Here is a 19,992-nt window from a genome sequence, read left to right on the forward strand (position 1 = left end):
GGAGATTGCTAGTCGACAAAGGTTTCCAACACCGCCAAATAGCGTGCTACCGCTCCTTTATTAGCTTTCAATACCTGGGTTGCATTCAATACCAGCTTTTCTTTTTCTGCCTGGTTAGCATGAAGCGCAATAACTCTGTCTATTAATTCTGCAGCAGATTGTACAATAATCATAGCGTTTGCATCCATCAAGTCCCGGCAAATCGTTTTAAAGTTATGCACCTCAGGACCGCTAAACACTGGAACCTTCATAGCGATAGGCTCAAGCACATTATGTCCACCGATGGGTACAAAACTTCCACCAACAAAGGCGTAATCACTAATCTGATAAAAACCCAGGAGCTCTCCCATAGAATCAAGAGTAATCACTTCAGTTTCAGGAGAAATGGTCTCAGGCTTGCTTCGCAATGCCGTTTTAAATCCAGCCTGCTCTGCAAGTAAGTGAACTTTTTGAAAACGCTCTGGATGACGAGGAGCGATCAATACCAGTATATTTTTTATAGAGGCCTGCAATCGGGTTAATTGCTGCAGTATTTGCTCTTCCTCATTGTCATGCGTACTGGCAATAATAAGCACTGGCCTTTCCGGTCCCCAAGCCGCTTTCAATTGAAGAAACAGTCCCTGGTCAATATCCTTGGTCTGTAAGTCAAATTTCATATTACCGATAGTCTGGACCAGGCCCGCCTTAGCTCCCAATTGCTGAAAACGCCTGCCATCGTCCTCGCTTTGAGCAAGGATCCAGGTAAATTGATTAATAACCGGTTTTATCAGCCATTTGATCTTTTGGTAGCCTCTGCAAGAACGCTCTGACAAACGCGCATTAATAAGCATCAAGGGAATTTTAGCCTGACTGGCATAATGAATCAGATTAGGCCAAAGTTCAGTTTCGACAATCACACCAGCGCGTGGCTTGACCGAAACAAAAAATCGTTGCAGTACATCAGGCAAATCATAGGGGATATATCGATGCTGAACGCGATGTCCAAACTTCGTCTTCACTTGCTCTGCACCGGTTGGGGTCATTGTGGTAATTAACAACCGCCAGTTTTTAGCCAACATCTCATTGATTAGCGGAGTGACTGCAATGACCTCTCCCAAAGAGACAGCATGAACCCATACATCAATATTTGGCACAGGCGGCATGCCTGCCCAGAAACGCTCGCCAATGCGATCCCGATAGGCAGGCAATTGCCTGCCTTTCCACCAAAGCCGAAAAAGCAGCCAGGGTGTCATCAGGTACATGAAAAAGGAATAAATATAACGCATTGGAATTCCTTGCAAAAAAACAGAAGTATATACCGATTGCCAGGCATTCAGAAATTGTTTATTGAATTCGATGATTCTTGTAGTCTATGGGCTATCCGCGGGCATCCAGATCGATACTTCAAGATCTGGTTTTAGATGTAAGTTACTTAATTAGCCATTATAATAATAGTTAACAAAGCGTAAACCGTATCTTTAATGCAGTTTATTCTACTAATTTATGGAATAATAAGGCGATCATCTAATAGTATGGATATCGATTTGATTTATTCAAACAATCAATGCAGGCTCACATGAATTTTCGTCAGTACTTTACGACACATACCTGGTGGGGAAAAATCATCGGTGGTTTTTTAGGATACCTGATGGGAGGCTCCGCCGGCGCCTTATTTGGTATTTTAATCGGTAATTTCTTTGACCGGGGGCTTGCAGAACATTTTTCACGTCCTCACTGGAGTTATTACAGCGAGAAAAGAAAAGTAATTCAACAGGTATTTTTCCAGACTACCTTTTCCGTTATGGGGCATATTGCGAAGGCGGACGGCAGGGTATCTGAAGAAGAGATCCAGGTCGCTCGTCAGTTAATGAATGAAATGCGCTTAAATAACGAGCAGCAGGAATTGGCCAAACGCTTGTTCAATGAGGGAAAAGACCCGCATTTCGATCTCGAGAGCACCTTAAACACGCTTCAGGATACCTGCCGGGTCAATCCCGAACTTCTGAAATTATTTATGGATATCCAATACCGGGTGGCCAAGGCGGGAGGTCTGACTGAGTCTAAAGTTCAAGCGCTGGACAACATTTTTCGGCAAATGGGATTTGCTCCCTTGAAACAGCAGTATCGCTTTTATGAAGATTTTATTTTTGGCGGCGCTTACTCAACCGCAGATTATTCCCAACGCAACAATCAGCGCTCATCTTCTTCGTACTCCTCAAATTCACATCAACGCAGAGAGGAATTCAATAATTATCAGAATCCCAATAATTTAATGCATGCCTTCGCTGTTCTGGAAATCAGCCCCAATGCCAGTAAGCAGGAAGTGAAAAAAGCTTATCGCAAATTAATTAGCCGCAATCATCCTGATAAATTAATAGCGCAGGGCTTACCAGAGGCAATGATTAAAATTGCGAATGAGAAAACACAGCGAATTACCAAAGCCTATGAGCAAATTTGTGCAAACAAAGGATGGTAGTGTCTAAAAGAATTAATTTACAAGGGTAGTTTTGCTCTTTTTGTGGGATTCAGGTGGCTCATCCATCCATTCAGGTAATTTTTCAGCAGATCAGTGGAATAGTAATAATCATGGCTGCTTCCAGGAACCTGAAAACTTCTCGAGCCTGTCTTTTTAAGCTGCAGTTTCAATTGCTGAGCACTGTGTTTAACTGCTTCATAATCAAATTGAGCATAGATCTCATACACCGGAAAACGCAGGCCTTTGCCCAGATCTTCTTTAGTGGTCTCCTCATCAGGTTTGCTCTGAAACGCCGAAAGTAACACCAGGCCATTCACTTGCTTGGACTGTGGCTTGCTAAAATAATCCAGGCTGAGATTGAGCTCATCACCATAGTGAATCATGATCAAACGATTACTGTTTCTTTGCCTTAATGTAGACATTGCTTCCGGTAATTGCTCTATCCACGGCGTTTTTACCCTGAGATCGCTATTTAAAAGCATTACCGACCACCCCGCCTTCGCTAAGGAGTCAGCCAATTTTCTGGAAAACTCCGCCCCTCCTGCTGGTTTTCCACCTTGTAACAAAATGATGCCGCCCTTAGTCTCTTTTTGCCTGGCCTCCCAGAAAGGGAGTTTTATTTCTTCCTGATTGACATTAATTTTAATGTGATCGTCTGCTAAAACAGCCAGTGGCTGAAAGAGCAACAGCAAGATAATCAGGATCAATCGAGAGTGCATAAGGGTTTCTTTTCGAGAGCCATAAGGGATTTAATGCAAGAATTTTGCCGAAGTTGAGTAGCATCTTGCCCTTCTGCTGTTGGCAATAGACTAAGGCACCCTGCCATTAAGTAAGCTCAATTGTATACAAAACTGTCATCCCCGCGCAGGCGGGGAACCATCGATGAATTCGCATAATGCCAACTAAGGAACGGATTCCCGCTTTGCGCGGGAATGACAACAATTCCTTAAGTTAATAGCAGTGGAACTTCACTAATTATTTGAATGAAATATTAGCTTCTTTAAGCAGCCGATAGGCAGTCTCGGCCATAATTTGATGGGCAGGGCCTGTCGGATGTACCGGATCGAAAAACAAAAAGCCATCACAGGTATCGAATTCACTTGTGGGTCGAATGCGTGAGGCGATTTGCAGAACTGATTTCTGGCTCGGCTTATCAATCATCACATCGTAACAGGTTTGCTCAATATTGTTGAAACCGTAATGAGCAGGATTAGCAAAAATTTGGTTCAGTAGCTCGTTTACATCATAGAATATCCATTGCACTTTGGGATATTCCTTGCGCAGTTGCTTCATCGTTTCAGCCAATGCGGCATTATGCGCCTGGCAAAATTCAGATAGAATCTCTTCCGCATCAAACTCTTTGGCAGCAGGTGCTTTCCCCAAATCGGGTAAATTAAATACCAGGATATGGCGAGCACCCTTACTGGCCAATTCCGACAGGCTGTGAGCAATACCCTTGTTGACCCGTTCAACCGTTTCATTAACCCCATCGGGAACACCAAGATAATTATTAGCACCAATCCAGACGACATACAGATTGTCTTTTTCCGCCTGATTATTATGGCTGAGAAAATAGCTGTCGATCTCGCTGCGCAAGGTAAACAGCACTCCGCCATCATCCTCTTCAGAAACACCAGCCCCGCCAAACGCATAATCCTTTAAATGACTTTCCGGATTTTGTTTGTAATAAAGAGCCAGCAGACGCTCCACCCAGATGGGGCCGTTTGTAAACCGTCCTTCATAATAAGGCGGGGATTGCGGCAATTGATGGTGCATGTACTCATAAAGATTGCCGTTATCCGAAAGGCTGTCACCAAATACGACGATATTTTTTAAAGCGGCCGATTGGATAACAGTGGAGAAAAACAAAGCACATAAGGTCAGTAATACTTTCATTTAAAGCCTTAATTCATTGTATTTTATGAAAAACGATGAATTATAGTATGGAACTGCTATACAATCAATTTAATTTACAATAAGTCAACTATTAGAGCATTAATTGGCAATTTTGAATGGTAAGTTGCCGATGTCCAGGTCAATTGAAACTCGGCATGAATTTTGAATATGTAATTTATCCTTGATCAAGTAAAATGGAACCGCTCATGAAAATGAATAGCAGATTTCTAAAAATTTTTCCTCTGGCCCTATATGCTCTGATTTCTTTTTGCCATAGCAGCCTGTTGTGGTTTTAATTCACTCGCTTGTATTTTTGCATTTATTGCTTGAACTTTTGTGATTTTCTTCACAATATAATTGTCAAAGCGCGTTCAGGTGATAAATGCCATGCTCCCATCAGAATACACACAGAGGCTGGAAGAATTTAGAAAACATATTTTTGCATTACCCACCACCGAATTGAAATATCATTTATTTTTGTTGCTTGCCGCAATTGAACCCATTAATACCCCCCAAACAAGAGACATCCTGGCCCTTTCCATTGATTTGACAGTTCAATGTAAGAATTTTTTAAATCCCGGACAGCGTGCAGATGAGCTTCAGGAGCAGATTGAACTGGTGAATACTAAATATGGCCGATTGGTTAGGCTCATTGATAAATACAACAGCAGCTTTGTCTTGTATCCTCATTTGCTAACGATTGGCTCGGCTTTGTTAGCTATTACGCTTGGCTTGTTTTTCGCAATCCTGGGAGGGATCACCGGAGTTGTGCAAGGAATAATTAACCAGCAAAACCCCTTAAAATATTTTGCACTGGGTACTTTTGTAGGATTATGCCTGGGGGGAGCTATTGGCAATCGCACACCCGAGTATTTGCTGGAAGAGCCTTTATTCAGGAAATTAAAATTGGTATTAAACGGCTTAAACCTTAATCTGAATCAATTAACCTCATCTCGTAAAACAATTCATGACTATCTCAACGAGGTGTTGGATGATCTGCTGGCCAATTATTTCAATAATGATAAGGAAAAGCTGAATCATTTTTTGAATTCACCCGCCAGTTATACAGCGGGAAGCCATCCCGCAGAATTTGTCAGTGAGCATTTAAGAGGTACTGTGGGACAGCATGCCTTAATTGCAGTGAAAATTGCTGATAAACCTCCTTTTGCCCTTGAGTTTGCAATTTCACCATCCGATCTCACCAGAGATCTGACTCAACCCATTTCGCGCCAGACCACCGGTAGAAAAATCGCTGAAATGATGGCTTTGCACCGACAAATGCAGGAAACGCATGCCTGCACTCTGCATTACATGGTAAATCGGATGAAGCCTGGAGAGACGGACTGCCTCGCCTATGTACTTCGCCTGACGGATGGAGTAAATGAGCCAAGGCCACCCATTAAACGATTTTACCAACAAAATGGTATTGGAAATTTTCTGTCTTTCTTTATTAGTCATTTAAGTGCATTTTCCGAGAAGGAGGAACAATCGATTGGGGTCAGACCCGCTTCAGGGCAGACTGGTTGAACGTGAATAAAGCATTTTTTTCAAAAAACAGCCTAGTCGCGATTATTTTGCTGCTAATTGGATTCAATATCAGCTATTCATTGATCAATTGCTGGAATTTTGTAACGGATGATGCGTTTATCAGCTGGCGTTACGCCGATCAATTGGCTCAGGGCAATGGACTTCTGTGGACAGTCAATAAGCTGCCAGTTGAAGGCTACTCTAATTTTACATGGATTCTGTTGGCTTATCTGGTTCTCAAACTAGGCTTGCCTTTAATCCCTTCCCTCAAAGTAGTGGCTACCAGCTGTCTTTTACTAGCCTTCTTTTTACTTTATCGCTGTGCGCGGCTATTCGGCAGCCCTTTTTATGCTTTGCTCAGCGTTTACCTGTTCTCCTGCTACAAAGGGCTCTACTGGTGGACAGTGAGTGGTCTGGAGACCAGTTTGTTCATTATGCTGGTCCTGCTGTTTACTTTTTTATTGCTACAAATATTCTCTGATACCAAACAAAATAACTGCAGGAGCTGCTTCTGGCTTTGTATTAGTCTGACGCTTTTATCACTCACCCGCTTTGAAGGAATTCTATGGCTGGGATTTGCCGGTCTTTACATTATTTGCCACTGGTTTCATGCCGGCAGCGCTCGGGAAAAACTCTGGAAACCTGTTCTGAAGCCAGCCGCCGTCTGCTTTATATTGGGATTTCTATTACCCTATTCCATTTATTTTGCATGGAGACTCAGTTATTTTGGCCAGCTACTACCCAATAGCTATCTTTGCAAATGGATGAGCAGTTTTTACCCCTCAATAGCCTCCTACTATCGTTTTTTTCTAATTCAGGATTATCTTGCAATCAGCTTTCCCTCGCTAATTATCGGGCTTCCCTATTTAATGGCAAGATACGACTGCCGGCATCTTCTCTTATGGTTGCCATCACTGGCCTATGCCTTATTGCTTTGGGATGCTAACCCGGTAATTGCTCATTATAATCGTCTTTTTTTGCCCGCATTTGCGCTGGTCTGCATACTGCCCCCTCTTGGAATTAATGAATCTCTGCACTATTTTTCAATCAATGAGCGTTATAAACAGCTTATATGTCTTATTGCTATTCTGTTGCTGGCTTTTTCCAGTATACCGTCGATTAAGTCAGAGCAAATTCAAAATGAATTAGGTCATTATCAGCAACGAAGCGCGCTTCGTCTTCAAGTCAGTCAATTGATTAATCAACAAGCAAAAAAGAATGCCCGTATTCTGGTGTCCGATTGCGGAGTGATCCCCTATTTTGGCCGATCTGATTTAGAGTTCATCGACAGCGAGTGTCTTAATAATCGTGACATGACTCAATATAAATCCCTTGAATTATATGCTGTAGAACTCATGAGAAACGCTCGACCTGACTGGATCATTTATTCAGTCAATGAATTGGGCAGGGCTAATGATCTGATGGAAATACTGATGGCGAAAGGATTTTTAAACCATTACCAATTAGTGGGGGGGTTTCCTTTATATGCAACCAGGGCCAATGGCCAACGGTTCGCTGATTTCACTTATCGTATTTATCGATGTTTACCGGATTATTGTAATTATTAACCAATGGATTAAGAGGAGTATCATGGCAGTGACACCTGAGGAATTTCGAGAAAAGTTTTATAGATATCTGGTTTCTATTCTCAATACCCCCGGCAAAATACAGAGAGCCAGGCAAAATTTTCACAGTTCAGACGATACAAAGCGCTTCATGCATAAAGAGAGTTTTGGCATTCAGCACTGGAAGGATGAGGATGCACTGAATCTTACCGCCGCAGTGGCAGAGGCGCATGCTTTAACGATGGAATACTATCAAAGAGAGCCCGTAGAAATTACACAGAAATACAATCAAAAATTCCTGAATACACTAATCAGCGAACTGGCAAGTCCAATCCATGCGGATGAACCCTTGAAATTATTGGTTGAAGAAATTAAAACGCGGATGAGAGTGACTAATACCCAGCCTTCATTGATCAATAACTATACCCTGTTAGGTGGTGGTGCTGCATTGCTGGTCTTGGGAGTGGCAGCTTTGGCGAGTTCTGGTTCAAATACACCGAAAATCTAGCCTTGGTTCAGACCGCGACTTGTCCGGCGCTGCTACATAAATAGAACCAAGCTAACTTGCTGTCTTTGCGAACGAAGTGAAGCAATCCAGATCGAAACTTAAACAAAGTTAGTAGGTGGATTGCTTCGCTAATGCTCGCAAAGACCGTGCTTGTGTCCGGGTTAAGAGGTGATGAAGGCCTTGACCTTACACCACACCCAAGGAGGTCAGCTTTAACTGACGCCCGCAAACCCAGGCTTTGTTAAGGTCCTGGAATACTTCTTTTGGCATGCCTTGTGGTAAACGAACAGTGGAATAATCTTCATGAATTTTCAGGCCAGAAATCTGACGGCTCTGTAATCCCGCTTCATTGGCTATCGCTCCCACAATGTTACCGGGTTTCACACCGTGAATACGTCCCACATCGATTCTAAACAATTCCTGTTGATGATTATCAGCAAATCGCTTATCGCTTTTACCTGATTTTCTTGCTGACAGTTCAAAACGGTCCTCTCGACGGCGCTCACTGCCTCTTGAGCTTCTCACATCGCCATCACGGCTGCGTCTTTCTTTAGCTTCTTTAAATTGCGGCAAGTTTTGCTGCCAGGGTTTATCCTGATGAAGCAGCAATGCCAGGGCTGCAGCAACGTCAGCGGGTGACACTTCATTTTGGGCAAGATAATTTTCCACAATGGATTTATAAGCCGGTAAGTGCTCATGCGTTAATCGAGCAGAAATATTATCCATAAAGCGTTTCTGACGAGCTTGCTGAATTGCATGATCATTCGGAACCGTAATTTTTTCAATGCGTTGGCGCGTATGTCGTTCAATGGTAGTGAGAATTCTTGATTCTCGTGGAGTAATAAACAGGATAGTCACTCCGCTTCGACCAGCACGCCCAGTCCTACCGATACGGTGTACATAGGTTTCACAATCATGCGGAACATCATAATTGATAACATGCGTGACACGCTCAACATCCAGACCCCGTGCGGCTACGTCGGTAGCTACCAGAATATCAATCGCACCCTGACGGAACTGAGCAATAATCCTCTCTCTTAACGCCTGGGTAATATCGCCATGAATAGCCATTGCCCGGTAACCTTGCTGTTGCAGGGATTCGGCAACTTCTTCTGTGCTGCTTTTAGTCCGAACAAAAACAATCACCCCTTGATACTCTTCAACCGCCAGAATACGATGTAAGGCATCAGGTTTCTGACCCTGAGAAGCAAAAAGAAAGCGCTGTTCAATACTTTTGACAGTGGCTGTTTCTGAACGAATTTCAATAGAAACAGGGTCGCGCAGATAGTTATTGGCAATCTGGCGAATACGATAAGGCATTGTCGCTGAAAATAAAGCCATTTGTTTGGCTTCAGGCAATTTGGACAGGATCAGCTCCACGTCTTCAATAAAGCCCATACGCAGCATTTCATCCGCTTCATCAAGTACAAAAGTCTTCAGCTGATTAAGCTGTAAAGTGCCTCTGTCGATGTGATCAAGAATTCGACCGGGTGTCCCGACCACGATTTGGGCACCGTCTTTTAATTGTTTTAACTGACGGCGATAATCCTGTCCTCCACAAAGAACAGAAACGGTGATGCCAGCTAAATGAATACTCAAAGCAGAAAATTGTTCAGCCACCTGAATGGCGAGCTCACGTGTGGGCGCTAAAATTAAGGCTTGCGTTGCAGAGGATTTCAGGTTTAACTGCTGTAATATGGGCAAAGCAAAGGCTGCCGTTTTGCCCGTACCGGTTTGCGCCTGGGCAATAACATCCTGTCCCTCAAGCAGGCAGGGAATGGTTTGCGCCTGCACAGGAGAGGGCGTTTGAAATTGCATATCAGACAGGGCTTTTAATAAAGCCTGAGATAGTCCAAGAGATGCAAAGCTTGTTGAATCATTTGTCATAGAACTTCCAAGATAAAGCAAAACCAAGGTAAAGCGGTTTAAGTTATATAAAATTTGCTCACTATAATAGCAAAATATACAGGATTATGCACGGATTATATTTTTTATTGTTGATTTATTTCTTAATTCACAGTTAATTTTTTGCTGATATACTTAAGTGATAAATGCAGTAACAATTGGAAATTTTATGGCTGATCCAAAAGAAGTTCTCACTCAGGTAGGCTCCGCATTAGTCTCTGGCGGAAAAGCGTTACTCGATAATGTTCCGGTAGCACTTATTCCTTTTGGTACCCACTTGAAAACCGAACAGCGCATGGAGCTGTTCAGTCCTGATTCAATGCACAAGCAATTTAAAGCCTACGAAACCAGTGCGAAAGGACCTGATCAAATCAAACTGGGCAGCAAAACCCCTTTCGATGAGTACGAAAAAAACAAAGTTAAAAATACAGACGTTTTTGCCGAGATTAAAACCCAGAATGAGAAAGAAAACTTTGGTCATAAGATTAATCAGGATACAGATCCTGCCAAAGCGGTAAAAAAAGCGCTTGAGGATATTCTGGTTACTGATGACAAAACCACAGCAGCGCAAAAAGAGTATGCGAACTCAGTGACTGCGCTGAATAATCTGTTACATAGTAAGACACCGCGCTATCAGGTTGAAGCAGTCGCCAGCAAGCTGCAGGAGGCAAATGCTGACGCCAAAAAGGCGATTGAAAATCAGCATAAACTGGAAAAAGACAAGCTGGAGGCCCTGTTTAAAGAGGATGATTTTAAAACCAAGCTTAAAACAACCATGGGCCTGAGCACCGATACCCAGCTGGAAAGTTTTAAAAAAGAAATGGAAACAAAGCTGGATAAGGCACACAAAGACGCACTCTCCAAGTTTGAAAGCTCGGTGACAGAAGAGGTTAAAAGTCTGCACACTCAGGCAGAAAATGAGCGTCGCCGTGTAGCCTGGCTGGCAACCATGTGGCATCACTCCAATGCCATGAAACAAGAAATTGCTCGTGTTGCTGAACTAAATAAGCAAGGCAAAGCCGCTGCAGCAACAACAATCTCTGTCAATGTTAATGAGAAAGGCCTTGCCATTTTTGAAAATGTCAAGATTGAAGATCTTCAGTACATGGAAGGTATCACAGGTTTGCCTATGAATGTTAAGGATGGCAAATACTCTATGCAGTTACCTCAATACGGCTTTCTTTATTACAATACCCGTCACGATAATGTCCTTTATGATTTAACCTCGCTCGCTTCTGCAGTCTATGCGACCGGGGCAAATTCCATTAACATGAAGGTACAGCACAAGGATGAAAAATGGGCAATGGAATTAGGCAGACGCTCTTTTGAGGCTTGTTTACGTGCCGGTTTTCAGGAAGGCACTTTCCCGGATCCTAAAGATCCCAGCAAATCGCTTTCCAATATCACTACTGTGGTTAATGGAAAATCGAAAACTGTTGATGAACTGTTTGACACTCCAGAACTGCAGGCACGTCTGCAAGAAATGCGGCGCGTCGCAGCTCAGCAAGCAACACAACGCAAAAACTATATTGAAAATCCGATTAGCAAAACCACTAATAGCGATGTGATAAAAAACGCCCTGCAAACTGAAAAGGCCAAAGTCAAAGATGCGGAAGCTGAGGCTGAAAAACAAGCAGAATTGGCGCAAAATAGCGCTCCAGCTCAGACTCTTTAAACCGCGTGAGTTACAAAACTCACGCTTCATTCCACTCAAAAGGATTTACCTATGACAATATCCACTCATGATAATGCCTACCACTACTCATTTCACCAGTTAGCAGGAGGACAGGAACTGCCGCTGGCAAACTTTAAAGGCAAGGTGTTAGTTATTGTGAATACTGCCTCGAAATGTGGTTTTACACCTCAATATACAGGTCTAGAAAAATTATACCAGGACTATAAAGATCGCGGCCTGGTGATTATTGGTGTACCTTCCAATGATTTTGGCAAACAGGAGCCGGGAACAGAAGATGAAATCGGTCAATTTTGCCAGATTAATTATGGCGTAACCTTTCCAATGACCGGCAAGGAAGTGGTTTCCGGAAAAAATGCCCATCCTTTTTTTCAATGGGCTCATAAAACATTAGGATTTGGCAGTGCTCCCAAATGGAATTTTCATAAATACCTTATTAATCGAAATGGCGAACTGGTCACTTATTTTTTTTCAACCACCGCCCCTGATTCGACACGCTTTATTAATGCTATCGAGAAGGAACTGGATTCAGGATCTGATAATTCGTCACAAAATTAACTGCTTATGTAGATATAATTAACCCTCCCTAGCCCTCTCCCAAAGGGAGAGGGATTATCTTTTTAAACGGAACCTTCTTTAAAGTCCTCTCGCCCCTCAGGGGAGAGAGTTAGAGAGAGGGGTTAAAATTGAACCCTATCCCAAGTTTTCTCTTAATTTAACACTACAAAAACTCATTGAATCTCGCCCCGGATTTCTGTTATTTTGTATGAGGCAATTCAAAATGGAAGCTGCCAACAGCAAAAGGAGGTTGCATGGAATCGCAGGATTTTAATGAATTCGAATCTGAAATAAATGACGACCACAGCATGGATGACGCGGTATGTGAAACTGCTTCCAGCAAAAGACTTGAACGGCGAAGACGAATTGAAGACATTCTCGAAGAAAAACGTTTAAGAGAGGAGCTGGAGGAGTATTAAAGGAGGGGCTAAGCCCCTCCCTGATTAAGACCTGGGACTAGCCCAAATCTGGCGCTTTATTTTGCTGATTCAATTGCTCATAGACCTTTTTCGCAGGGACATAATGCGGGAACTGAGTCATCAGACGATCCAGAATCATACGTGACAGGGTTTCATCACCACGATTCCATTCATTCAGAGCATCCATATACATCAACTCCGCAGGTTGTCCAGCCAGCACAGGGGCCTTGTTCAATTGCAGGGGCTCAATGAAACTGAGCTTCTGCTCCTGCTGGGCATTTAGCAGGCGCAGCATCGTTTCAGCCTGATTACTGCCATTGCTGCTGGCCTGAACCAGCAGTGGCTTGCCCTGGGCAATGGAGGGCTCTCCCAGCTGCCCATCGATATACATCATGGCTAGCTGATACTGGGCATAGGCATTGCTGTTAGCCGCAAGACCCTTGTAGATATCAGCGGCATGCTGAATATCTTTCTGTACCCCGATACCATACTGATACATTCTTGCCAAGGCCATTTGCGCTTTTTCATTCCCCAGATCTGAGGCTTGCTGGTAATAACTGACTGCATTGGGAAAATCAAGCTTTGTGGCCACTCCAGTCTCGGATAACAGACCAAGCTGGTACATTGCCCCGCTATCGCCCGCGGCGACAGCTTTCTTGTACCAGTGCAATGCCTGTTGCTCATCACGAATACCATTGATTCCATTAAAGTAGAGTCCGGCCAGCTGGGTCATTGCCTTGCCATAACCCTGCTCGGCTGCTTGTTGAAAATACTCTCTGGCCTTTTCAGGATTGACTGGCATTCCTTTACCGTTTTCATAGAGAAGGCCGAGATCATACTGAGCAATGGCATCGCCGGTAGCTGCAGCACGGCTGTAGTTATCCGCTGCATTAGCATAGTCATCATCTACAGTGTCATAGATAAAACCCAGCGCTACCGAGGCATAGGGAGAATGGGCTTGTGCCTGCTTATACCATTTCTTTGCCATTTCATAATCAGGCTGTTTACCGATGCGTCCCATCTGATAGAGCTGTGCAAGTAAAAATTGAGCGATTGGCTGGTTCTGCTCAGCAGCTTCTGTATACCAATGTGCTGCCACTTCACTGTTCGCCTCTCCCCCCAGTCCCCGATCATAAAGAAACGCCAGTTTTAATTGCGCGTCCTTATCACCCTTCCCGGCAAAGTACTCATAGATATCGCGGGCCTGTTTCATTTTTTCGGGATCATTGGCCTGCTGCAGGAAATAGTCAGCGAGCAATAAACCTGCTTTACTGTTGCCCTGCTTTCTGGCGTTATCGAGTTCGGTCAGGAAATATTCACCAACATCATGCTTAAGAACACCTAAATTCAGACTGGCATAGGAAAATCCGGCATCAGCTGATTCCTGTAACAACGCGCGGCCTTTTTCAGTATCCTTGGCAACCCCATTGCCCTCAGTAAAATAGGTACCCAGTATAAACGCGCTCACCGGATTGGTCGTTGCCTGCTGATACCAGTATAAGGCCTCGTATTGATTAGGGGAAACTGCAATACCCCGATCATACATCATACCAAGCAACAGAGCGGCTTCAGAATTTCCATTACGAGCTTCCCGGCGCGCCGTTTCAAACGCTTGCTCCTGTTTTTTGGGATCGCTGTCCATCGCGTTATAGAACGCCAGCGGAAGAATCGCCTCTGCCACCCCTTGTTTGGCAGCGCCCGCATACAAGCGTTTGATAAGATCGCTGCGATGCTTTTTAGCGGCCTGGCTTAAACCGGACTGTTTTTCCTTTACCAGATAATCAGCCAGACGGTATTCGGCTTCACCAAAATGATTCGCTGAGGCCAGGTAATACATTGCCATCGCCTGTTGATGATTGGGCTTAATCATTTCGTTGCCGTTTGGATCAGTGAGGCCTTTTTCATAGATGTTAGCCAGCACATATTGCGCATAGGCGTTACCCTTAAAGGCCGCATCAGTCATCCATTCGATACCTTTCTGATAATCAACCGGATTGGTTTTTCCTTCGAGATACATTACACCAAGATTATATTCCGCCCTTACATCCTGCTGGGCAGCTGCCAATTGATAATAAATAATCGCCTGGTCAATATTTTTAACCACACCAATACCGTATTGATATAACTGGCCAATTTCAAATTGTGCTGAGGAATTTCCAAGAATTGCCTGGTTATACATCTCACTTAGAACGGCTTGCATATTGGCCTGTTGCTTCCAGCCCAATGTTTGCTGTGCCAGATAATCAGGTGAGTTTTCTTCCTCATCTTTTTGCAGATAGGACGCTCCATCATCCACTGGCGCTGAACCTTGTTTGTGCTTGAGGACCATTGAATCATGACGTACTAACGAAGCAATTTGCTTGTCAATCGGGTAGCGAGGATAAGACCAGTCATTGGAATGGGCGCCAGTCAGCATCGGAGCCAACACATCAAAATAATCGTTAATTGGAATGGTATCCGGTTGAGCCATCACGAATTGCGGCTGATACAAATGCTTACGAGTCACCGCATCCATTTGTGGCGGCGCATTATAATTATTTTCTTTTAACGCTTGCGGATTATTCCAGGCGCTGTAAATCCCGCCCAGTTGGTAAACACCGTTAAATTGTTCTTCTGTATCGTTACTTAGCCAACGCGCGGCAGCGATTTGCGGATCAGGCTCAATCTTTTTGCTGGCATTCGCTTCTGCAGTCTGCTTCCATTGGGCAGCCAGATTTTCATCCACCGCAACACCTTGTCCCTTCTTATACATTTCAGATAAAGACTTTTGAGCATCCATAGAGCCGTTTTGTGCAGCTTTTAGCATCCACATAAAGCCAGAGTCGACATCCTGCTGCGGGTTGGTAGCTGCCAGATAGAATTTGGCCAGATCAAGCTGGGCATCGATATTGTTAGCTTCTGCTGCTCTGCTAAACCAGTCCTTGGCTTCAGCGAAATTGTTTTGCTTTTGCGCAAGTTCCCCTAAAGAAACCATTGCCGGGGTGTAATTCTGATTCGCGGCCTGTTCCATTAACTGTTTGGCTTTGGCCAGGTCACGGGTAACAATTCCACCAGCAGCATATAGTTCACCCAGTTTTACCAATGCTTTGGGGTTATTCTGTTCGGCAGCCTTGTTCAGCCATATCAAACCCAATTTCTTATTTCTGCTGTCTCTGCTATCCAGAAAATGATCAGCAACGGCAAATTGTGCAATCGGGTTGCCATTTTTTGCCGCCTCAATGAAATAACGGCGCCCCATATCGGTATTTTGTTTAACTCCATATCCATAGATATAGGCAGCAGCACAATACATTTGCGCCGCAGTGTTATCGGCATCAGCCAGTTTTTTAAACCACTGAAATGCCTGAGCCGGGTCTTTTCCTTTTTGCAGATAATAGCGAGCGAGTAACTCCTGGGCTGGCATATACCCTTTCTGGGCCGCATCGGTAAAATAACGAAGCGCCAATGCATTATTTTTTAGCTCTCCATAACCATAAAGCCGCATTCTTCCCATGTAATACTCGACTACAGGATCCTTGCCTGGTCCCTCCGCAAAGCTTTTGGCAGCCAGAAAATAATTGCCGCGACGATAAGCGTCGACTCCGTCAGCAGCTTGTACAGTATTGGCTGCAGTTGCAGCTACCAGACAAAACCACGGGATAAATGATTTCATGGTGACTCCCTCTTTTTGTTATCGCTTGCCAAGTATTTGCGATCTTATAGCGCCGGAATGATGCCATAACGCACAACATCGCGAAGAGCGCCACTCCTTGTATTACCGTTTACCAGCCAGTAATTTCCTTTATTATTCAAACCATATTTTACATTGGTATACTCACAGACCTGTAAATGATCCGCACAATCCACTATCTGACCATAAGTAGAACCCTTCTGGGGTACTGTACAAATGTACTTCATCAGCTTTTCACTTGTTGATAGCACTGCCCACTGTCCATTTCGGATCGTATGATTCAGATACATGCTGCGCGAACTTTCCTTATTAAGCATCTGATACAGACTAACTGCCTGATTTGACTTATTAAATAGAAAGTACATAGACTGGGCTGCCCCAGCCTCTTCTGGAAGCAGTTTCAGTGTTTTTAATTCAAACAGATAACCGGTGTCACGACAACCGAGAGGATTTCGGTTATCTTCTTTTTCTACCTTTTCTGCGTAACTTGCTTGCATTAAGCCTAATAACACAGACGCAAGCAGCAGAGTTTTTCCGGAATTTATTGTTTTCATTTTTTTGCTCCACTGTTGGTGGCCAATATTGGACGAACAATTACCTTTGTACCCAATCGATTAATTTTGGGGTTGGCTATTTCTACAAATTCATGATTCAACCAAAGCGCATCCTGCGTGAACAACCTGACACATCCATGACTGGCCCGCTCCCCAGGCATATCATCGGAACCGTGTAAAGCAAAACCTTTGTGGAAATACATACAGTAAGGCATCTTTGCGCCCCCTCTGCCGATAGGGAACACGTTGGAACGGCATTTCTCATTTTCTTTGCTGAAGAAATGGAAGATCCCCGTCATTGTCCGGCAAGAGTGGTTGCTGTCAGAGCATTTATCCCGGCCTGAAGAGATAGGACCCCAGTTAACCAGCTTGCCGTTCACATCATAAGCTGCCCAGGCTAATTTGTCCTGATCGACAATCACCTGCTTTTCATCCTCGGGTTCAATCTTTTGCGGGAAGGGAGCGAAATCGAGCAACGTTTTTTGATTAAGATCTTTTGGGACTACAATTTCCTTACCCGCCCATAAATGATTGTAGGAGCGGTTCAAACGCTGAACAATATCACGCTGCACAGGGTCTGGAAACAGCGTTTCCCAGGTTTGTCCCTTTTGCACTTTGATGCATTGATACTGAGAATAAGCACAAAGACCCACGCCATAATAATTGCTTGCGGCAGACACTGAAGTCGATAGCAATAATGTCATCACTGCTAATAGTTTTCTCATAATTTGCTCCCTTCGTGCATTTATCTTTTCTCAAGCAAAAAACGTGCTTAAATTTGTGTTATTAATCTGTTTCAAAGCTAATGTCGGTAGAAGGTGAAAAAAGTTTAGCTAAAAAGGAAACTTTTCCAGCTACAAATTCTGAAATACCGGCCAATGCAGACAAAAGCCTATACATTCTCTCAAATGTCGCCTTTTTTCAAGCCTCAGGATGGAAATGTTGAAAAATTCGCATTGCCAGTTCGGCATTGATTCCGGATACTTTTACAATTTCATCATAAGGCGCTTTTGCCAGTTCTCTGATACCGCCAAAACGGTTCATCAGTGCCTGACGCCGCTTTGGCCCAACTCCTTCGATAGTTAATAAGGAAGAATCCAGTCCAGTTTGCAAACGCTTTTTACGATGGGAAGTAATCGCGAATCGATGCGCCTCATCGCGAATATGCTGTAAAAGGTGGAGTGCAGGAGAATCCATGGGTAAAGTAATTTCTCTATCCTGAGATACCAGAATCAAACGCTCCCAGCCGGCCTTTCGTTCCGGACCTTTTGCAATCCCCAGCAAAAAAACCGATTGAACGCCTAATGAAGATAATACCTTCGATGCCACCCCAACCTGCCCTTTACCGCCGTCAATTATCAGTACATCCGGCAAATTCTGCATTGCCGTCAGACGTCTGAAGCGGCGGGTAATCGCCTGCTCCATCGCCGCATAATCATCTCCTGGCGTAATACCCTGAATGTTGAAGCGTCTGTATTCACTTTTCCAGGGCCCCTCCTGATTAAATACCACGCAGGATGCAACTGTGGAATCCCCTTGCGTATGGCTGATATCAAAGCATTCCATTCGGGTAATCGCCGATGGCAGGGCAAGTAACTCCATAAGAGCGCTGTAGCGTTTTTCGAGTGTGGTGGTGGAAGCAATATGCTCAGACACTGCCAGACGCAGATTTTTGCGGGCCAGCTCAAGCCATCTGGCTTTAATCCCTCGCGGCTTTGAATTAATGCGAACCTCTTTTTTTCTTAGATCGCCCAACATCAGTTCAATGACCGGCTCATCGGTCAAAGCCTCATCCAATATAATGAGCGAAGGAATCCTCTCTGGCGTTTCAAGATAATAGTATGAAACAAAGGCTTCAAATACTTGCTGACGCAAATCATTGGGTTCATATTCTTCAAGAGCAATGTGTTTTCTGGGCATGCTGGGAAAAAAGCTTTGGCTGGCAATCACCTGACCATCTCTGATCGTGAGACATTGAATACAGGCAAAACCTGGCTGTACATCCATGACAATCACATCGGCATCGCCGCGCAACTGAATTATCCCCTGCTGTTCCTGTACCAGGCGTAAACTTTTTATCTGGTCGCGCAAAACAGCGGCTTCCTCAAAAGCCAGGCGCTCAACCGCACTCTCCATGCGCTTAGCCAGCTCATCAAGAATTTGCCCGCATTTACCCTGCAAAAACCGCAGCGCATCATTGATTGATTGCTGATAGTCTTCAGGACTGATATAGGCAGTGCAGGGAGCGCTGCAGCGTTTAATCTGATATTGCAGGCAGGGTCTTGATCGTGCATTAAAATAACTGTCGCGGCAATTACGGATTTTAAACACTTTCTGAATCACCCCAAGTGTTTCCCGTACCGAGCCCGCACTGGGATAAGGTCCAAATACCTGGCCTTTCTGCGGCTTTCGCTTACTGCGAAACATTTCGATTCGGGGATACACACTTCCAGCGCTTACCTGAATATAAGGATAGGTTTTATCATCGCGCATCAATACGTTATATCGAGGCCGCAGTGTTTTAATGAGGCTGCTTTCCAGCAATAAGGCTTCGGTTTCGCTGCTGGTTACTGTTATGTCAATAGCGGTGATTTGATTGACCAGTGATTGGGTCTTGGTACCGATTGTTTGTTTATTGAAATAACTGCTGACTCTTTTCTTAAGATTGGATGCTTTGCCTACATACAGCACAGTACCCTCACCATCCAGCATGCGATAAACACCAGGCTGGCTGGTGAGCTTTGATAGAAAGGCTGAAAAATCTGTAGTGACTTCGTGATTACTCATAAGGTTACAATTATACTATAAAGCTCAACATTTTTTGCACTCAGCTGAAATTCCCTCTCTCTAACTCTCTCCCTGAGGGAGAGAGGACTTTAAAGGAAGATTCCTTAAAAGAAAATCCCCCTCCCAAGATGGAAGAGGCCAGGATGAGGATTGATCTTAAACCCCTCTCTCTAACTCTCTCCCTCAGGGAGAGAGGACTTTAAAGGAAGATTCCTTAAAAGAAAATCCCCCTCCCAAGATGGAAGAGGCCAGGATGAGGATTGATCTTAAACTCCTCTCTCTAACTCTCTCCCTCAGGGAGAGAGGACTTTAAAGGAAGATTCCTTAAAAGAAAATCCCCCTCCCAAGCTGGAAGAGGCCAGGATGAGGATTGATCTTAAACGCCTCTCTCTAACTCTCTCCCTCAGGGAGAGAGGACTCTAAGGAAGATTCTTTATAAGAGAAAATCCCCTCTC

At 44.1% G+C, this 19,992-nt stretch carries 15 protein-coding genes; 7 read left to right on the forward strand and 8 right to left on the reverse strand.

Annotation, left to right across the window (positions count from 1 at the left end):
* Positions 1-8: 8 nt before the first annotated feature.
* Entirely contained in the window at positions 9-1,265 is a 1,257-nt protein-coding gene (waaA, locus tag B1207_RS14825; RefSeq protein WP_112220664.1) for a lipid IV(A) 3-deoxy-D-manno-octulosonic acid transferase, read from the reverse strand.
* Positions 1,266-1,555: 290 nt separating this feature from the next.
* Between waaA and djlA the strand changes: the two genes are divergently transcribed.
* The gene (djlA, locus tag B1207_RS14830) at positions 1,556-2,455 is read left to right on the forward strand and encodes a co-chaperone DjlA (RefSeq protein ID WP_112220701.1); all 900 of its coding nucleotides are present in this window, start codon (positions 1,556-1,558) and stop codon (positions 2,453-2,455) included.
* Positions 2,456-2,472: 17 nt separating this feature from the next.
* On the opposite strand, the gene B1207_RS14835 is transcribed toward djlA, so the two are convergent.
* Both B1207_RS14835 and plaA read right to left on the reverse strand, forming a co-directional pair.
* Positions 2,473-3,174: an alpha/beta hydrolase gene (locus B1207_RS14835; RefSeq protein ID WP_112220665.1), complete on the reverse strand. Its 702-nt coding sequence runs from the start codon at positions 3,172-3,174 to the stop codon at positions 2,473-2,475.
* A gap of 256 nt (positions 3,175-3,430) precedes the next feature.
* Positions 3,431-4,351 (reverse strand): GDSL family lysophospholipase PlaA, encoded by a 921-nt coding sequence (plaA, locus tag B1207_RS14840; RefSeq protein WP_112220666.1) that lies wholly within the window; start codon positions 4,349-4,351, stop codon positions 3,431-3,433.
* Between the two features lie 387 nt (positions 4,352-4,738).
* On the opposite strand from plaA, the gene B1207_RS14845 reads away from it, so the two are divergent.
* From B1207_RS14845 to B1207_RS14855, 3 genes are read left to right on the forward strand one after another with little or no spacing between them, the layout of a single operon-like run.
* On the forward strand, positions 4,739-5,878 hold the full coding sequence (locus B1207_RS14845) for a hypothetical protein (protein WP_112220667.1): 1,140 nt from the start codon (positions 4,739-4,741) through the stop codon (positions 5,876-5,878).
* Positions 5,879-5,880: 2 nt separating this feature from the next.
* On the forward strand, positions 5,881-7,446 hold the full coding sequence (locus B1207_RS14850) for a protein LphB (RefSeq protein ID WP_112220668.1): 1,566 nt from the start codon (positions 5,881-5,883) through the stop codon (positions 7,444-7,446).
* Positions 7,447-7,468: 22 nt separating this feature from the next.
* Entirely contained in the window at positions 7,469-7,951 is a 483-nt protein-coding gene (locus tag B1207_RS14855; protein WP_112220669.1) for a hypothetical protein, read from the forward strand.
* Between the two features lie 186 nt (positions 7,952-8,137).
* On the opposite strand, the gene B1207_RS14860 is transcribed toward B1207_RS14855, so the two are convergent.
* Entirely contained in the window at positions 8,138-9,838 is a 1,701-nt protein-coding gene (locus B1207_RS14860; RefSeq protein ID WP_112220670.1) for a DEAD/DEAH box helicase, read from the reverse strand.
* A gap of 187 nt (positions 9,839-10,025) precedes the next feature.
* Here B1207_RS14860 and B1207_RS14865 point away from each other — a divergent pair, with 187 nt between their 5' ends.
* The 3 genes from B1207_RS14865 to B1207_RS16005 all read left to right on the forward strand — a co-directional run bounded on the left by B1207_RS14865 (position 10,026) and on the right by B1207_RS16005 (position 12,526).
* Positions 10,026-11,531, forward strand: a complete 1,506-nt coding sequence (locus B1207_RS14865; RefSeq protein ID WP_112220671.1) for a hypothetical protein — start codon at positions 10,026-10,028, stop codon at positions 11,529-11,531.
* A 51-nt stretch (positions 11,532-11,582) separates the two neighbouring features.
* Positions 11,583-12,107, forward strand: coding sequence for a glutathione peroxidase (locus B1207_RS14870; protein ID WP_112220672.1), 525 nt, complete (start codon positions 11,583-11,585; stop codon positions 12,105-12,107).
* 254 nt (positions 12,108-12,361) lie between these two features.
* A complete protein-coding gene (locus B1207_RS16005; RefSeq protein WP_165483174.1) occupies positions 12,362-12,526 on the forward strand; it encodes a PA3496 family putative envelope integrity protein in 165 nt (54 codons plus the stop codon).
* Positions 12,527-12,563: 37 nt separating this feature from the next.
* Here B1207_RS16005 and B1207_RS14875 read toward each other — a convergent pair whose 3' ends face one another.
* The 4 genes from B1207_RS14875 to uvrC form a co-directional block, all read right to left on the reverse strand.
* The gene (locus B1207_RS14875) at positions 12,564-16,178 is read right to left on the reverse strand and encodes a tetratricopeptide repeat protein (RefSeq protein ID WP_112220673.1); all 3,615 of its coding nucleotides are present in this window, start codon (positions 16,176-16,178) and stop codon (positions 12,564-12,566) included.
* 44 nt (positions 16,179-16,222) lie between these two features.
* Positions 16,223-16,750: an endopeptidase IV gene (locus B1207_RS14880; RefSeq protein WP_112220674.1), complete on the reverse strand. Its 528-nt coding sequence runs from the start codon at positions 16,748-16,750 to the stop codon at positions 16,223-16,225.
* Positions 16,747-17,475, reverse strand: a complete 729-nt coding sequence (locus B1207_RS14885) for a L,D-transpeptidase (protein ID WP_112220675.1) — start codon at positions 17,473-17,475, stop codon at positions 16,747-16,749. The genes B1207_RS14880 and B1207_RS14885 overlap by 4 nt, the downstream gene beginning before the upstream one ends.
* 196 nt (positions 17,476-17,671) lie before the next feature.
* The gene (uvrC, locus tag B1207_RS14890; RefSeq protein ID WP_112220676.1) at positions 17,672-19,537 is read right to left on the reverse strand and encodes an excinuclease ABC subunit UvrC; all 1,866 of its coding nucleotides are present in this window, start codon (positions 19,535-19,537) and stop codon (positions 17,672-17,674) included.
* Positions 19,538-19,992 lie beyond the last annotated feature (455 nt).

The organism is Legionella quinlivanii, assembly GCF_003265995.1.
Taxonomy (GTDB): Bacteria; Pseudomonadota; Gammaproteobacteria; order Legionellales; family Legionellaceae; genus Legionella_C; species Legionella_C quinlivanii_A.

What these genes read in the sequence shown, in the direction of transcription:
- waaA (WP_112220664.1), bottom strand. Translation starts at nt 1,265, where the DNA reads ATGCGTTATATTTATTCCTTTTTCATGTACCTGATGACACCCTGGCTG.
- djlA (WP_112220701.1), top strand. Translation starts at nt 1,556, where the DNA reads ATGAATTTTCGTCAGTACTTTACGACACATACCTGGTGGGGAAAAATC.
- B1207_RS14835 (WP_112220665.1), bottom strand. Translation starts at nt 3,174, where the DNA reads ATGCACTCTCGATTGATCCTGATTATCTTGCTGTTGCTCTTTCAGCCA.
- plaA (WP_112220666.1), bottom strand. Translation starts at nt 4,351, where the DNA reads ATGAAAGTATTACTGACCTTATGTGCTTTGTTTTTCTCCACTGTTATC.
- B1207_RS14845 (WP_112220667.1), top strand. Translation starts at nt 4,739, where the DNA reads ATGCTCCCATCAGAATACACACAGAGGCTGGAAGAATTTAGAAAACAT.
- B1207_RS14855 (WP_112220669.1), top strand. Translation starts at nt 7,469, where the DNA reads ATGGCAGTGACACCTGAGGAATTTCGAGAAAAGTTTTATAGATATCTG.
- B1207_RS14860 (WP_112220670.1), bottom strand. Translation starts at nt 9,838, where the DNA reads ATGACAAATGATTCAACAAGCTTTGCATCTCTTGGACTATCTCAGGCT.
- B1207_RS14865 (WP_112220671.1), top strand. Translation starts at nt 10,026, where the DNA reads ATGGCTGATCCAAAAGAAGTTCTCACTCAGGTAGGCTCCGCATTAGTC.
- B1207_RS14870 (WP_112220672.1), top strand. Translation starts at nt 11,583, where the DNA reads ATGACAATATCCACTCATGATAATGCCTACCACTACTCATTTCACCAG.
- B1207_RS16005 (WP_165483174.1), top strand. Translation starts at nt 12,362, where the DNA reads ATGGAATCGCAGGATTTTAATGAATTCGAATCTGAAATAAATGACGAC.
- B1207_RS14875 (WP_112220673.1), bottom strand. Translation starts at nt 16,178, where the DNA reads ATGAAATCATTTATCCCGTGGTTTTGTCTGGTAGCTGCAACTGCAGCC.
- B1207_RS14880 (WP_112220674.1), bottom strand. Translation starts at nt 16,750, where the DNA reads ATGAAAACAATAAATTCCGGAAAAACTCTGCTGCTTGCGTCTGTGTTA.
- B1207_RS14885 (WP_112220675.1), bottom strand. Translation starts at nt 17,475, where the DNA reads ATGAGAAAACTATTAGCAGTGATGACATTATTGCTATCGACTTCAGTG.
- uvrC (WP_112220676.1), bottom strand. Translation starts at nt 19,537, where the DNA reads ATGAGTAATCACGAAGTCACTACAGATTTTTCAGCCTTTCTATCAAAG.